This window comes from Pseudochrobactrum sp. B5, from assembly GCF_001939785.1.
In the GTDB taxonomy this organism is placed as follows: domain Bacteria; phylum Pseudomonadota; class Alphaproteobacteria; order Rhizobiales; family Rhizobiaceae; genus Pseudochrobactrum; species Pseudochrobactrum saccharolyticum.
On record NZ_MOYL01000001.1, the window covers coordinates 61,753 to 76,972 of the forward strand.

The following is a 15,220-nucleotide window of genomic DNA, read 5'->3' on the forward strand; positions in this document are numbered from 1 at the left end:
TTATTGCGCAGCCGGTTTTTGCTCAGATGCCTGCGTTGAAGCGGTCATCAGCTGTGCAAGCAATGCATCCGCATCGCGCCGTGCATTCAATGCATTATAAAAGCTCTGACCAACCTGTTTAGCCGCTTCCGGTAATTGCGCCCATTCGGTCATAGCCCGCTGCACGTCACCATTCTGCAAAGCAAATTCTATGCGTGCAGTCACCGGCCCGACACCGGAACCAGCGACATCACCGATTGGCCGTGACCGTACCAGATTTTTTGCACTGCCCACCAGCTGATCCCAGATACCGGCATCTGCCGCAGGCTTGTTCACCGCGGCCACCATATCATCCGCCAATGATGCAAATTGTGTGTTCAGCTGGCTTAGTGTCGGAATACCGGTTTCCGCCTGCGCTTCAAGCGCGGCAACAGAACCTGCCTGCTCCGGCAGCAATGACTTATAGGTCTGCAATTCATTCAGATAAGAACCACCGCGATCAATCGCGGATTTCAAAGCATTGGCCGCAATAATCGCCGCCATATCCGGCTGTGTGGCCTGCGCATCTATCTTCGTCTGCAAAGCACCCAATTGCTGTTGCAGCGCTTTGACCTCGTCCGTATCAGTATTTAATGCGGCATTGGCCTGTTCTGCCTGAGAGCCGATCGTATTGAGCTTTGTTTCCATCGCATTCAGGCGCTCGGTCAGACCATTCACCAGCGCGCTATCCGCAGGTTGCGCCTGCCCTGCCAGTGTTTTCAGCTGCTCCTGCAAAGCTGTCACATCGGCACGGATCGCCTCATCATTTCCGGCAGGTGTTTCACTGGCTTGCGGCAATGCATTCAGGCGTTGCTGAGCTTCTGCAGCATTTTTCTCTGCGGCTTCCAGACGTGCTAACAAATCCGCATCCGGTTTGGCTGCGGCCTGCAAACCGGAAATCTGCTGTTTCAGATCTGCGATTTCTGCAATTGCCGCCTCATCACGATTGCTGGTCTGTGCCGGAAACAAACCCAGCCCCGCCCATTGCAGTGCGGTCGTGCCCAGCAGAACAATCACACCACCCGCCAGTCCGGCAATCCAGGGTGAAGTTGTTTTTTTCGTCTGCGGTGCGGAACTACTGGCAGAATTCATGGTTTTTCCTGATGCAAAAGGATTAGGGCCGGAGACACCGGCTGAAGAAGCCGGTCGGGATGTGCTCTGCGGCGGAACCGAGGTTGCAGATTTCGCTTCAACTTGCGCTTTTGGCGGTGGTGGTGCGGAAGATTTTGCAGCCGGTTGTGCCACAGGTTTCGGATCGCCCACCGGCTCTGCATCCGGCACAGTTTTACCCGCAGATTTTGCAGCGGATGCCTCAACAGCTTTCACATCAGACGGATCAAGATCAATCACCACCGGTTTACGGGTGGTCTTGCTGTGACGTGACACTGTGGATTTAGCCATGAGTCCTCTCGCAAAATCTGTATTTTAAACTTCAGATGCAACCTAAATGACGAAATTGAACAAATGGTTGCATATTTTCGTCAGATCAATGCCAGCAGGCGTAATAAAGCATCCTCATCCGGCGTTTCACTGATACGCACCTGCGCATTACAATTATCTGGTAATTCTGCAGCAATCCGCTGAGAAAGACAAAAAATATATTTCGCGTTCTGGATAAAAGCACCCTTTGCCTGCTTGTCCAGTGCAACAAACTGCCGTGCAGCGACAGCGGAATAGAGCAAAATCACCTCTGCACTGCCGGTATCAGCAATCCCGTTCAGCTCGGCATCGCTATAGGCAACAGGGCGGGTGTCATAGGTCTCAGTAACCGTCAGATTGATACCGGCCGCTGACAGTTGCGCCTCAAAATCCGGCCGCCGGATTTTGCCGGTCAGATAAAGCACATGGCTGCCCGCAGACATAACAGCTGCCACATGGCGCCCCAGATGCAGCCCCCAGCCATCACCGGCATAGATTGTCTCAAAGCCCGCATCCCGCGCAACAGATGCCGTTTTTTCACCCACCGCATAAAGCTGCAAATGCCGGTAGGGTGCCAGTAAATGAGGATTGATATGGCGCAAGGCATTGGCACTGGTCACAGCAACGGCATCAAAACTGCCCAGCGGCAATGATGCGCCCGTCGCCACAGTTTCACTCACCGGCAGACAAGCCGGCTGATAACCTGCCGCTTCAAGTTTCGCAGCGGTTAAAGCTGCATCCGGTTGCGGGCGTGTGACCAGAACCCTGCGCATGTTTCAAGCCCAGCTGGTGAAGAAATCAGCACCGGCTTCTGCACGGATCCGCTCCGCGGCTTCCTTGCCAAGCGCCGCCGCATCTGCTGCAGCACCATCTATGAAAACGCGATGCAGGCGTGAACCGTCCGGTGTCAAAATCATACCGGAGAAATGCAAATGCCCGTCTTTAACTTCCGCCAGACCGGCAATCGGCGTGCGGCAGGAACCGTCAAGCTGCGCCAGAAATGCGCGTTCGCAAGTCAGACGGATAAATGTTTCTTCATGATTGAGCGGCTTGAGCAATGCATCGACACGTGCATCATTCACTCGGCTTTCAATGGTGATCGCCCCCTGTCCCGGCGCGGGCAAAAACCGTTCTGTATCCATCAACTCAGTCACCACATGCTCCAGCCCGAGGCGCTTCAGCCCTGCAAAAGCAAGAAATGTACCATCAACCTGACCTTCATCAAGCTTGCGCAGACGGGAATTCACATTGCCGCGAAAAATAATAACATTGAGATCAGGACGGATATGCCGGATTTGTGCCTGACGACGCAGACTGGATGAACCGACTGTTGCCCCATGCGGCAGATCGGTCAGTTTTGCGCTGGTTTTGCCGACAAAAGCATCACGCGGGTCTTCACGCTCGAGATAGGTGGAAAGATGCAAACCCTCAGGCAAAACCGTCGGCATATCCTTGGAAGAATGCACTGCAATATCAATACGTCCCTGTAACAGCGCATCTTCAATCTCTTGGGTAAACAGGCCTTTACCACCAATCTCCGACAATGCACGATCCTGAATACGGTCGCCCTGTGTGGACATCGGCACGATTTCAACATCCGTTTCGCTTAAACCATGCGCAGCCATCAGGCGTGCGCGTGTTTCTTCTGCCTGTGCCAGTGCTAAAGCGCTGGAACGTGTTCCGATTTTTAAACGTGGTGTTTGCATCTGGCTCTGTCCGTGATACGCGAATGTCAAAGGCTTCTCTAACTGCCTTTCACCTCAGGGGCAAATTCATGACTGTAATATCATGAATATAATGCCACTATCCGGTGCAAGACAGAAAGATCAGCGAAGTTTGTTTATTGAATGCATTCTCCTTATGCAAAAGTGCTTCACGCTTTTTGCCGGAAATGCTTTGTTAATACGGGTCTAATCGCTTATGCGCGTGCTTGGAATAGAGACAAGTTGCGACGAAACAGCCGCAGCTATCATTGAACGCCATGAAAATGAACAAGGCGGGGTGTCTTCACGCATCCTGTCTAATGTTGTTCTCAGCCAGATTGCCGAGCATGAACCTTATGGCGGCGTGGTGCCGGAAATCGCCGCACGCGCCCATGTGGAAGCGCTCGACGGATTGATTGCCAAAGCGCTTTCCGATGCGGATATGACCATCAATGATGTGGATGCTGTCGCTGCAACTGCAGGGCCCGGCCTGATCGGCGGGCTGATTGTCGGACTGATGACGGCGAAAGCCATGGCCTTTGCTGCAGACAAACCCTTCTATGCCGTCAATCATCTCGAAGGCCATGCCCTGACAGCACGCCTGACCGACGGACTGGCTTTTCCATATCTGTTATTGCTGGTATCCGGCGGGCATACGCAGGTTATTCTCGTGCACGGCCTCAGCCATTATGAACGCCTCGGCACAACCATCGACGATGCGTTGGGTGAAGCTTTTGACAAGACCGCCAAGCTGCTGGGACTACCTTATCCGGGTGGCCCTGCCGTTGAACAGGCGGCTTTGAAAGGTGATGCCTCACGTTTTGAACTGCCGCGCCCGCTCAAAGGTGAAGCACGGCTGGACTTCTCCTTCTCCGGCCTTAAAACCGCCGTACGCCAGACAGCAACTCAGCTTGTGCCGTTGAGCGATCAGGATGTGGCGGATATCTGCGCATCTTTTCAGACTGCCGTTGCCGATACGCTGAATGACCGTGTGAAGCGTTCTCTGCTCCGTTTTCGTGAAACCTATCCGGATAAAGAAAATCCGACATTGGTTGTTGCCGGTGGTGTTGCTGCCAATAAAGTGCTGCGCAAAGGCCTTGAAACGCTTTGTGAAAAACACGGTTTCGATTTCCTCGCACCTCCGCATATTCTGTGTACCGACAATGCGGCCATGATTGCATGGGCAGGCGCCGAACATGCAGCACGCACGGAGCCTGACAATCTCGATTTTGCACCGCGCTCGCGTTGGCCGCTGGACAGCACATCAGCGCCGCTGGTCGGCTTTGGCCGCAGGGGAGCAAAAGCATGAGTAAAAAAATTACGATCTTAGGTGGCGGCGCATGGGGAACAGCGCTCGGCTGCATGGCCGCACAGAACGGCCATGAGGTCGTGCTCTATGCCCGCGATCCGGCAACGGTTGATGATATCAACCACAACCACCGCAATCGCCGCTATCTTGGCAATATCGCCCTGCATGATAATCTTCGTGCGACCAGCGATGCAGCCGCAGCTCTGAGCAATGCCGATACGGTTCTGGCTGTTATCCCTGCACAATCCATGGCTGCGGCATTACAGGAACTGAAACCGCTCATTCCGGCTGATTGCCCTGTTGTGCTTTGCGCCAAAGGGATTGAACGCTCCACCGGACGGCTGATGTCGCAGATCATTGCTGATATTTTACCCGATCATCCGATTGCCGCCCTTTCCGGCCCGAGCTTCGCCAGCGATGTTGCCCGCGGCTTTCCGACTGCCGTGACGATTGCCTGTGAAAATATTGCTATTGCCGATGATCTGGCTGCACAGTTTTCCGGCAGCACCTTCCGTTGCTATTCCTCCGATGATCTGACCGGTGTTGAAATCGGCGGCGCGCTGAAAAACGTCATTGCCGTTGCAGCCGGTGCCACGATCGGTAAAGGTCTTGGCGCATCGGCACAGGCAGCTTTGGTCACCCGCGCTTTTGCAGAACTGCGCCGTATTGCTGTGGCCTTTGGCGGGAGGCCTGAAACCCTGATGGGATTATCCGGCCTCGGCGATCTGATGCTGTCCTGCTCCTCACCGCAATCGCGCAATTATTCCTACGGGCTGGCCTTGGGACGCGGCGAACCGCTGGAAGGCCTGTTGCTCGCCGAAGGTGTGGCCACTGCGCCGGTGATTGCCGAGCTTTGCGCGCGCAAGCAGATCAATGCACCGATTATCATCACTATTGCGGCTTTGCTCAATGGCAGTATTACTATTGATGCGGCTGTTACCGGATTACTGTCCCGTCCTTTGAAAAACGAAGATTAGGAACCTGACCTCATGCTGTTCGCCATTCTCTGCAATGACAAAGCCGATCATTTGCAACTGCGTCTTGATACCCGTCCTGCCCATCTCGATTATTTGAAAAGCCTTGGCGACAAGATCAAATTCGGCGGCCCTTTTCTGAGCGAAGCCGATCAGAAACCGGTTGGCAGCATGCTGATGGTTGAAGCTGAAACCATTGAAGATGCAAAAGCCGTTGCCGCTGCAGATCCTTATGCATTGGCTGGTCTGTTCGACAATGTGACTGTGCGCCCGTGGAACTGGGTCATCAACAAACCTGCTGAATAAACTTGGCCTGCTGAATAAATCCGGAGAAAACTGTGGCATATTGGCTGTTTAAATCTGAACCATTCAAATGGTCGTGGGAAATGCAGAAAGCCAAAGGCGCTGTCGGCGAGCAATGGGACGGCGTGCGTAATTATCAGGCACGCAATAATATGCGCGCTATGCAGCTTGGCGATAAAGGCTTTTTCTATCATTCCAATGAAGGACTGGAAGTCGTCGGCATTGTGGAAGTTTGCGCGCTGGCGCATCCTGACAGCACAACGGACGATCACCGCTGGGAATGTGTGGATATTCGCGCCGTCTGCGATATGCCGAAGCCGGTGACATTGAAAGATGTGAAGGTCAATCCGCTGTTGAGCGATATGGCGCTGGTCACATCCATGCGTCTTTCCGTACAGCCGGTCAAAGAAGACGAATGGATCGAGGTCTGCCGCATGGGCGGATTAGACCACACCAAAATTTAAGAGCACAACAATGCAGAACGCAACCCAAACACTATTCCGGAAGCGTTCTGCGTTTGCAGTCGCTTATCCTCTGCTTGATCCGGAGCGTCTATGCCCCTCCTGATCCCGGACTCGACGCGCGCTACGCAATTCATCCTCGACAATACCGGCATTCACCACCCTCCCCATGTGCCGGAAATCGCGCTTCATCTTGCCGATGAGGCTCATGATCTTTGGCACAAGACCGAAGAAGAACTTTCCGAAATCGGATTACCGCCGCCCTATTGGGCTTTCGCATGGGCAGGCGGACAGGGCGTTGCCCGCTATATTCTCGATCATCCGCAGGCTTTGCAAAATAAACGCGTACTGGATTTTGCTTCCGGCTCCGGTCTGGTCGGCATTGCCGCCCTTTTGAGCGGCGCAAGTTCCATGACCACCAATGATATCGATCCTTTTGCCCGCCATGCCATCAACCTGAACAGTGTTTTGAACAAAGTATCCTGCGACTTCAGTGACTCTGATCTGATCGGGCAGGATGTAAGCGGCTCTTTTGATGTTCTGCTGGCCGGTGATGTTTTTTATGACAAGTCATTGGCTGACCGGCTGATCGTCTGGTTTGATACGCTGGCTGCTAAAGGCATGCAGATTATCGTCGGAGATCCCGGACGGTCTTATCTGCCGCGGCACCGTCTGACAGAGCTGGAAGTCTATTCCGTACCGGTTACCTGCGCCCTGGAAGATGCAGACGTAAAGCGCACCACCGTCTGGCACTATGGTAAAACAAAAAAGGCGTAGCTGAGAGCTACGCCTGATTTGTGTCTTATGCAGCACCTGCACATCGCTTCGCATATTTTTAACTTTGTCGCTAAGCGCTATATTTGTGCAATAGTGCTCAAATATAGCGCTTAGCTCCGGCAACACACATCACCACAACACATGCCACAGCCATCATCGCTATGCTCACCGGTTCGCCCAGTACAAAGGCTGCCAGAGCGAGACCGAAAAACGGTTGCAATAATTGCAACTGGCCCACGCCTGCCGCACCACCAAGTGCCAGCCCGTGATACCAGAAGAAAAAGCCGATCAGCATACTAAACAGCGACACATATCCCACACCCAGCCATGCAGGCGCTTCAATACCCGCAAAATTATCCGGCCGCAACGCGACAGCCAGCACCAGCATTACCGGCAGCGCCAATACCAGCGCCCAGCAGATCACCTGCCAGCCACCAATCGTGCGGGACAGCCGCGCACCTTCCGCATAGCCATAACCGCAGACAATGATCGACAACAGCATCATAACATTGCCATAGAGCGAAAATTCACCGTCAGACTGATCTTTCGCCAAGGCAAAAAATGCCACCGCTGCACTGCCTGCCAGCGAGAACATCCAGAACCGCCATGACGGATTGCTGTCTCCCCGCAACACCGCAAAAATTGCAGTACTGAGCGGCAGCAGACCGATAAAGACAATTGCATGGGCAGAGGTCACATATTGCAAAGCCAGCGCTGTAAATAACGGAAACCCGACCACCACACCGCCTGAAACCAGCGCGAGTGAAATCAGCTCAGATGGCGTCGGCAATTTCTCGCGAAATGCCAGCAACAGAGCGCCGCCCAAAAGACCGGCAATGGTCGCCCGTAGCACTGTCAGAAAAACCGGATCAATCTGCAAGACAGCCAAACGCGTTGCAGGCAGAGAGCCGCTGAAAATTAAAACACCTATAAAACCGCTGATCCAGCCAGCACTTTGGCTATCCGCTTGCTTATTCATTTTCACATATTCTCGAAATTTATTGCGTATTTCGCGATAAATATTGATACACAGGCAAAATTGTCAGATACAATTTCAGTACAATTTAAACAAACTGTACTGCTCAATTCGGAGATACAGATGACTTATCATTCCGGATATACAGCGCCGGACGCGCTGCAAACAGCAAGCGATACGGCTGATCAGCTTTCCGTCAGTCAGGAAATTCTGGAAGCGACAACACTGGTTGAGAAGGTGATGACAATCATCCGCGACCGTATCAACGCCATGAGCCTGATGCCGGGCGCGCGCCTGCCCTCCATCCGTCGCTTGTCGGAAACCATGTCCATATCCAAATCCACAGTGGTGGAGGCCTATGACCGGCTGGTGGCTGAAGGTATTATTCAGGCGCGGCGCGGTGCCGGTTTTTATGTCGCTGAGAAAAATCATCCGCCGCTCATCAGCTCGGATTTTGCAGACACTCATAACCGCAATATCAATCCCTATTGGGTGATGCGGCAATCACTGAGCAATACAGAAACCACCTTCAGACCGGGTTGCGGCTGGCTGCCGTCAGACTGGTTGCCGGAAGAAGCCATCCGCCGCGCCTTGCGCCAGATCGCCCGCAACCCTGCATCGAATATATCGGAATATGACGAACCGCTCGGCCTGCCATTGCTGCGCCAGTTGCTCAGCACCCGTCTGCGTGAACAGGGCGTTACAGCAGCCCCGTCACAAATCCTGCTCACCGATTCCGGTACCAATGCACTTGATCTGATCTGCCGTACATTTATCCGCTCCGGCGATACGGTGCTGATTGATGATCCGTGCTATTTCAATTTCCGTGGCCTGTTACTCGCGCAGGGCGTCAATCTTGTCGGCGTACCTTACACCCCCCAAGGACCTGATCTGGAAAGCTTCGCACGCCTTTGCACGCAATACCGGCCAAAACTCTATCTCTGCAATTCCGGCATTCACAATCCGACCGGTGCCACCATACAACCGGCAACGGCGCATCGCCTGCTCAAACTTGCCGAACAGCATGATCTGATTCTGGTTGAGGATAATATTTTTGCGGACTTTCATCAGAATCCGCCTCCGCTCTTAGCAGAACTCGACGGTCTGGAGCGGGTGATCCATATTGGCAGCTTCTCCAAATCCCTGTCAGCGGCCACACGCACCGGTTATATTGCCGCGCGTCCTGACTGGCTGGAAAATCTTACCGACATGAAACTGGCAACCAACTTCGCCAGTAACGCACTGTCCTCACAGATCATCTATCAATTGCTGACAGACGGCAGTTACCGCAGCCATATTGAGAAAATCCGCGTCCGACTGGCAGAATGTCAGACACGGACGCGGCAGAAGCTTCTCAATGCAGGCTTCAAGCTCTGGTGTGAGCCGGTTGGCGGCATGTTTCTCTGGGCACAATTGCCGGATGATCTGCCGGAAGGCGTGGACAGCGACATGATTGCCAGACGCGCTTTGGATCACAATATCGTTCTGGCACCCGGTAATATTTTCAGCCAGTCACAGACATGCAGCCGATTCATGCGGTTTAATGTTGCCCAGTCCGTTCATCCGAAGATTTTCGATACGCTCAGACAGATCATGTATCTGCCCGCGACATGAATGTGAGATAAATCAGCCGCGTCGCACACGGATAACCGTATCTCCCGAAAGATGCGGTAATAAACGCATCATATCGCGACGGCTCAGGGCAATACAGCCCTCTGTCGGCGTATAGGTTTCCCGTGAAAGATGGAAAAATATTGCACTGCCGCAGCCTTTTTTGCGCTCGGTAATATTCCAGTCCATGACCACGCAAATATCGTAGAGTTCATCCTTGCGCCACATCTTCTCATGGCTGCGCTGATAGGTGGCTGCGACCGGCCGGTTATAATTGCGGTCATTGGCGGCATCACACCAGCCATCCTGCGGCTGCGTAGCCCGAAAGCGCAATGCTGTTGCCGGCTGATCCCCGATCACCGGTGTCTGACGGCGGTATCCGTAAAGCAGACGCATCTGCGTCAAAGGCGTTGCACCATCCCCTTCGCGCTTGCGGGAGGACACGCCACCCTTGCCCAAAGCACAGCGCAGCACCAGCGGTCCGGCAACCAGATAACCCTGACTGCGATGCCCGGGACGCACATGAACATCCATAACTTTAATCGTGCGGGATGTTTTTCTGCCTGTGTCGCTCTGCATCAGGCCGCTTTGCTTTGCTTCTCTGCCGAGTATCATATGTATAGGCCCCCTCCGGACCGGTTTTGTATGCTATTTTCCGGTAACGCTCTGGAAACACCAGAGAATCATTTCTCCTGCCATATATTTACACAGCTAATTTTATTCACATCCATAAACTGATGTCAGATCGCTTAAAAGCAGCATTAAAGGCGTATTTTATAAGGTAAATTTTGTTTCATCTGACCTCTCTTTAGTTTTTCTTCGTTAAATGTCATAAATCACCCATCTTGCTGATGTTCAGCTCCCGTTTTTGAAACCGAATGAGGCAGATATGATCGCCCATACACTTCTGATCGTTGATGATGATGAGGATCTTCGTTCCATCCTGATCGACCAGCTGTCACTTCATCCTGAATTTCAGATCCTGCAGGAAGATACTGCCGGCAAAGCAATTCAGACCGCACGGGCAAATAATATCAGCCTGCTGATTATGGATGTCGGCCTGCCGGATATGGATGGCCGTGATGCCGTCAAACAGCTGCGTGCCGGTGGTTTTACATCACCGATCATCATGCTGACCGGTCACGATACAGATTGCGACACCATTCTGGGCTTTGAGTCCGGTGCCAATGACTATGTGACCAAGCCGTTCCGTTTTGCAGTGCTGCTTGCCCGCATCCGTGCGCAGCTGCGCCAGCATGAACAGAGCGAAGACGCGACCTTTATCGTCGGGCCTTATACATTCAAACCAAGCCAGAAGCTGCTGCTTGACCAGAAAGGCGATAAAATCCGCCTCACTGAAAAAGAAGCGGCAATCATCAAATTCCTGTACCGCGCCGGTGGTGTGGTCGGACGCGATGTCTTGCTGGAAGAAGTCTGGGGCTATAATTCCGGCGTTACCACGCACACGCTGGAAACCCATGTCTATCGCCTGCGTCAGAAAATCGAACTGGATCCGTCCAATGCCAGCCTGCTGATTACCGAAAGCGGCGGGTATAAGCTGGTTCCCTGAGAATGAAGGCAGCCCGGCATTCATTCTGTCCGGGCTGCTTAATATTCTGCATAAAAGATGATTTTATCGAAAACTTTAGATATTTTTCGGTAATTTGGGTTACAGCATAATTCTTCCGGAACAGGACACGATTATTCCCGAGCGGGAACCGGTTCCGAAATAAGGATTATGTGTAAGAAAGAGACATATGGCGCTCGATGATGACATTCAGTTCCTGAGTACGATTGGTCTTTTCGAGGCCTTCTCGGCTCAGCACCTGCGGCTGCTTGCCTTTGGCGCAGAACGCATGGTTCTGCGTACCGGCAGGGAACTGTTTCATGAGGGGCAAAGTGCTGACTGCGCCTATATTGTTGTCAGCGGCAGCATTACCCTTTTTCATGAAGGCAAGCAGGGACGCGTCAATCTGCGCTCAATCAGCACCGGTTCAGTGCTGGGTGAAATGGCACTGATTGCGCAGACCAGCCGCCTGACCGGCGCCGTCGCTGATACAGAAACCGAAGTCATCCGTCTCAGCCGCTCCATCTTCCACCGCATTCTGGAAGAATATCCGGAGCTTGCCGCTTCGCTCTATCTGCATATCAGCAATAATCTGAATGAGATGGTCGAGCAGATCGACAAGCTGTCATCCCGTTTTTCCGATTAAAACATCTCCAGCTTTGCCTGACATGCTTTAAAGCGGCAATTCGATACGCCGCGTAAGTGCGATTGCGTTCAAAAACACCTCATCATGGCTGGTAATCAGCAATGCGCCTTCATAGGCATTGAGCGCCGTTTCCACCGATTGTAATGCGACAATATCCAGATGATTGGTTGGCTCATCAAGGATGAGCAGTTCCGGTGCCTGAACACCACCCAGCACACAGGCCAAACCTGCCCGCAGCCTCTCACCACCGCTGAGTTCTCCAGTTTTTTGCAAAGCCGCATCCGCACGGAACATGAAGCGCGCCAGCGCGCCGCGGCAATCATTGTCCGTAGCTTCAGGTTGCAGAAGCTTGAAATTATCCCTGATACTCAGATCATCATTCAACAGGCTCACATGCTGATCCAGCATGGCATGACGGACATAATATTGTACACTGCCCTGCTGCGGTGTCAGCTTTCCCGCCAATATATGCAGCAAAGTCGTTTTTCCTGATCCGTTCGGCCCGCATAATGCAATGCGTTCCGGGCCGGTAATCTGCAAAGACAAATCCTGAAATAACGGCTGGTGACCATTAAAAGCCATTGTAAGATGTTCCGCAACGAGTACCGTTTTCGTTGCGGCAAGACTGAGATTGCCGAGAGCAAAATTCTGCGGGATCAGCCGCTCAAACTTGCTCTGCGCCTCGCTCAGTGCCTGCTGGCTGCTTTCTCCCTGCTTTTGCGCCAATTGATTATTACGCCCGCCGGTTGCCTCTGCGCGATCTTCTCTGGCATCCAGCAGCAATTTGCTTTGCCCTGCACTGAAACGGGATTTCTTACCGGCAGAATCCCGCTTTTCCTGCCGTTCCCTGATGAGCCGTGCCTGTTTCTCCGCCTGTTTGACAGCTGTTTCAGCCACAGCAAGATCATGACGGGCAGTGGCAAGTTCTTCCGCTTTGCGCGTCTCATAAAAATCCCAGTTACCACTATAAGACGACACACCAATCGACGTCAGCTCAATAATCCGGTCCATCTCGCGCAATAATGTGCGGTCATGGCTGACCACCAGCGCCCCGCCACGCCAGTTGCGCAGCAAATGCAGTACAGCCTCACGCCCCTGCATATCCAGATTATTGGTCGGCTCATCCAGCAGGATCAGATCCGGCTCGTGAAAAATCAGGGCAGCCAGAGCGGCACGGGTTTTCTGCCCGCCGCTTAAAGTACTCAGTTGCGTTTGCGGGTGGAGTTCTGGCAGACCCATTTGAGAGAGCGTATCCTCAATCCTGCTTTCCAATGTCCAGTCCGCATCAGCCAGATCATCGTCGCTGCCTTCACCTGCCAGAATACGCGCCTGTGCAGCCAGTTGCGCCGTCACACCAAACAAGTCGGCAATCGTTTCATGCGCTTCATTCGTATTCTGATGCAGGAATCCGAGTTTGGCATGACTGGTCAGCGAACCACTGGCCGGTGCTGTTTCACCGGCAATGATACGCAACAAAGTTGATTTACCCGTGCCGTTACGCCCGATCAGACCGGTACGTTCACGGGACAGATGAAGAGAAAGATTTTGAAAAAGACTGCGGCCGTCAGGCGTTTGCGCAGAAATATTTTGCAGTGTGTACAGAGTTATCAAGAGCAGCATCCAGTGAAACAACAAAAACATCAGTTAAGAAAAACTGTGCTGTCTGCTTCATTGTGATGAACTCCTCAAATACACTTTTAACCGGCATGAGTAGCCGTGACATTTATTTAGACAGGCATCGTGACTTATTCAAGTCACGATGCCTTGAATGCTTCAGTCGAGATCGAAGCGGGCAATAACCGGCACGTGATCGGAAGGCCGCTCCCAGCCACGGGCATGGCGCAGAACCTGCAATTCTTTCATATGCGGTTCAAGATCTTTGGAACCCCAGACGTGATCGAGACGACGGCCACGATCAGATGCATCCCAATCCTTGGCACGGTAGCTCCACCAGGTGTAAATTTTCTGATCTGCAGGGATAACCTGCCGCATCAGATCACTCCAGCCGCCTTTCACCCGCAAATCTTCCAGTGTCTCGGTTTCAACCGGCGTATGGCTGACAATTTTCAGCATCTGCTTATGTGACCAGACATCATTTTCCAGCGGTGCAATATTCAGATCGCCCACCAGAATGGAAGAAAAACCATCACCGCGATCTGCCGTTACTGCCCGCATTTCCTCAAGGAAATTCAGCTTATGGGCAAATTTCGGATTGATCGTCACATCCGGTTCATCCCCGCCGGCAGGCACATAGAAATTATGGATGCGGATTGATTTACCACCCGCCTGCACAACACTGCTGAGATGGCGGCAGTCCCCCATATCACAGAAGCCGATAGTTTCCGTATTTTCCATCGGCCTGCGCGACAGTGTGGCCACACCGTGATAGCCCTTCTGGCCGCTGATCGCGATATGTTCATAACCGGCATTTCGCAGCTCTTTGAGCGGAAACTGGTTATCAGGACATTTGGTTTCCTGCAGGCACAACACATCCGGTGTGTGCTTCTCCAGAAAGTCCAGAACCAGCGGCAAACGAAGGCGAACTGAATTGATATTCCAGGTGGCGACGGAAAAACTCATTAAACTGCTCAACGGGCTGAAGGGTAAAAGACAAAACAGGTGAGGTTTCACCATAGTTTGCGTAACATAAGCCGCTTATGCAGGATGTGCAAATGCCGGATAAATAAAAAATGCCGCGCTAAAGCAGGCGCGGCATTTTCAATAGTTTGAACAAGGATCAGCGATTTTTGCGCTTCATAGCCAGACGCTGATAGTCAATCTTGAACATATTATCCGCAAAACGCACACCTTTCTGCACGTTGAAGATCATCACCGTGGTATCCTGACGCTGCGCATCAGTAATCGTCCACTGCTTCAGTTCCGCATTGGCCGGATCAAACATCAGCGCGATTGTGGCATCAGCAAAAACCGCTTTGTCGCCCAAAATCATAGTCAGCGCATCCGGTTCGTTTTTCAAACCGCGTAAACGACCGCCGCCCAGATCAACATGATCGCTCAACAAGAGTTTCAGTGGTGTTTTCGACAGCGGATACAAGTCCCATGTATCCAGCTTCTTATTATTGACGACGACGGATTCGCCATCGGAGATCACTGTGATCGGCGATTTATCATAGTTGAATCGGATTTTTCCCGGACGCTCAATGTAGAATTTACCGCCGGTCTGATCACCTTTCGGGCCAAACTGCACAAATTCACCGGTCATGGTTTTCACAGCTGTAAACTGATTGGCAATAGCCTGCGCCTGCGCACCACTATTTGCTGATTGCGCCTGCGCAAAACCGGCAGGCAGCAGCACGCCCAGAGCAATGGATGCAGCAGTGAAATATTTTGCGACCATGAAAGGCAATTTCAGTTTCATCAGAGACATATGCTCCCGTATTCGTTATGACGGTTTTCACCGTGTTCTTTTATCTTTTAAACCGGCAGTTTGACCTG

The 15,220-nt window shown here is 52.5% G+C and carries 16 protein-coding genes; 8 read left to right on the top strand and 8 right to left on the bottom strand.

Annotated elements, in window-relative coordinates:
• The 3 genes from BKD14_RS00320 to hemC form a co-directional block, all read right to left on the bottom strand.
• Nucleotides 1–1,419, bottom strand: a complete 1,419-nt coding sequence (locus tag BKD14_RS00320; protein ID WP_075653863.1) for a hypothetical protein — start codon at nucleotides 1,417–1,419, stop codon at nucleotides 1–3.
• 80 nt (nucleotides 1,420–1,499) lie between these two features.
• Complete coding sequence (locus BKD14_RS00325; protein WP_075653865.1) at nucleotides 1,500–2,210, bottom strand: uroporphyrinogen-III synthase; 711 nt, start codon at nucleotides 2,208–2,210, stop codon at nucleotides 1,500–1,502.
• Nucleotides 2,211–2,213: 3 nt separating this feature from the next.
• Nucleotides 2,214–3,143, bottom strand: coding sequence for a hydroxymethylbilane synthase (gene hemC, locus BKD14_RS00330; protein ID WP_075653867.1), 930 nt, complete (start codon nucleotides 3,141–3,143; stop codon nucleotides 2,214–2,216).
• A gap of 214 nt (nucleotides 3,144–3,357) precedes the next feature.
• Between hemC and tsaD the strand changes: the two genes are divergently transcribed.
• From tsaD to BKD14_RS00355, 5 genes are all read left to right on the top strand, one after another.
• Entirely contained in the window at nucleotides 3,358–4,449 is a 1,092-nt protein-coding gene (tsaD, locus tag BKD14_RS00335) for a tRNA (adenosine(37)-N6)-threonylcarbamoyltransferase complex transferase subunit TsaD (RefSeq protein WP_075653869.1), read from the top strand.
• Nucleotides 4,446–5,426 (top strand): NAD(P)H-dependent glycerol-3-phosphate dehydrogenase, encoded by a 981-nt coding sequence (locus BKD14_RS00340; RefSeq protein ID WP_075653871.1) that lies wholly within the window; start codon nucleotides 4,446–4,448, stop codon nucleotides 5,424–5,426. The genes tsaD and BKD14_RS00340 overlap by 4 nt, the downstream gene beginning before the upstream one ends.
• 12 nt (nucleotides 5,427–5,438) lie before the next feature.
• Complete coding sequence (locus BKD14_RS00345) at nucleotides 5,439–5,729, top strand: YciI-like protein (RefSeq protein ID WP_022709672.1); 291 nt, start codon at nucleotides 5,439–5,441, stop codon at nucleotides 5,727–5,729.
• A gap of 32 nt (nucleotides 5,730–5,761) precedes the next feature.
• On the top strand, nucleotides 5,762–6,190 hold the full coding sequence (locus BKD14_RS00350) for an EVE domain-containing protein (protein WP_022709673.1): 429 nt from the start codon (nucleotides 5,762–5,764) through the stop codon (nucleotides 6,188–6,190).
• Nucleotides 6,191–6,280: 90 nt separating this feature from the next.
• Nucleotides 6,281–6,964 (top strand): methyltransferase, encoded by a 684-nt coding sequence (locus BKD14_RS00355; RefSeq protein ID WP_075653873.1) that lies wholly within the window; start codon nucleotides 6,281–6,283, stop codon nucleotides 6,962–6,964.
• A 97-nt stretch (nucleotides 6,965–7,061) separates the two neighbouring features.
• Here BKD14_RS00355 and BKD14_RS00360 read toward each other — a convergent pair whose 3' ends face one another.
• Nucleotides 7,062–7,943, bottom strand: coding sequence for a DMT family transporter (locus tag BKD14_RS00360; RefSeq protein ID WP_075653875.1), 882 nt, complete (start codon nucleotides 7,941–7,943; stop codon nucleotides 7,062–7,064).
• A 237-nt stretch (nucleotides 7,944–8,180) separates the two neighbouring features.
• On the opposite strand from BKD14_RS00360, the gene BKD14_RS00365 reads away from it, so the two are divergent.
• Nucleotides 8,181–9,554, top strand: a complete 1,374-nt coding sequence (locus BKD14_RS00365; protein ID WP_245293566.1) for a PLP-dependent aminotransferase family protein — start codon at nucleotides 8,181–8,183, stop codon at nucleotides 9,552–9,554.
• A 12-nt stretch (nucleotides 9,555–9,566) separates the two neighbouring features.
• Here the strand turns inward: BKD14_RS00365 and BKD14_RS00370 are convergent, their stop codons facing one another.
• Nucleotides 9,567–10,130, bottom strand: coding sequence for a L,D-transpeptidase family protein (locus BKD14_RS00370; RefSeq protein WP_075654697.1), 564 nt, complete (start codon nucleotides 10,128–10,130; stop codon nucleotides 9,567–9,569).
• A gap of 310 nt (nucleotides 10,131–10,440) precedes the next feature.
• Here BKD14_RS00370 and BKD14_RS00375 point away from each other — a divergent pair, with 310 nt between their 5' ends.
• Together BKD14_RS00375 and BKD14_RS00380 are read left to right on the top strand one after the other, a co-directional pair.
• A complete protein-coding gene (locus tag BKD14_RS00375) occupies nucleotides 10,441–11,121 on the top strand; it encodes a response regulator transcription factor (protein WP_028233341.1) in 681 nt (226 codons plus the stop codon).
• 187 nt (nucleotides 11,122–11,308) lie between these two features.
• A complete protein-coding gene (locus tag BKD14_RS00380; protein ID WP_022709734.1) occupies nucleotides 11,309–11,764 on the top strand; it encodes a cyclic nucleotide-binding domain-containing protein in 456 nt (151 codons plus the stop codon).
• A gap of 27 nt (nucleotides 11,765–11,791) precedes the next feature.
• Here BKD14_RS00380 and BKD14_RS00385 read toward each other — a convergent pair whose 3' ends face one another.
• The 3 genes from BKD14_RS00385 to BKD14_RS00395 form a co-directional block, all read right to left on the bottom strand.
• Nucleotides 11,792–13,375, bottom strand: coding sequence for an ABC-F family ATP-binding cassette domain-containing protein (locus BKD14_RS00385; protein ID WP_245293536.1), 1,584 nt, complete (start codon nucleotides 13,373–13,375; stop codon nucleotides 11,792–11,794).
• A gap of 162 nt (nucleotides 13,376–13,537) precedes the next feature.
• Nucleotides 13,538–14,344: an exodeoxyribonuclease III gene (locus BKD14_RS00390; protein ID WP_075653879.1), complete on the bottom strand. Its 807-nt coding sequence runs from the start codon at nucleotides 14,342–14,344 to the stop codon at nucleotides 13,538–13,540.
• A 157-nt stretch (nucleotides 14,345–14,501) separates the two neighbouring features.
• Nucleotides 14,502–15,143, bottom strand: a complete 642-nt coding sequence (locus BKD14_RS00395) for an outer membrane lipoprotein carrier protein LolA (protein ID WP_075654699.1) — start codon at nucleotides 15,141–15,143, stop codon at nucleotides 14,502–14,504.
• Between the last annotated feature and the right edge of the window lie 77 nt (nucleotides 15,144–15,220).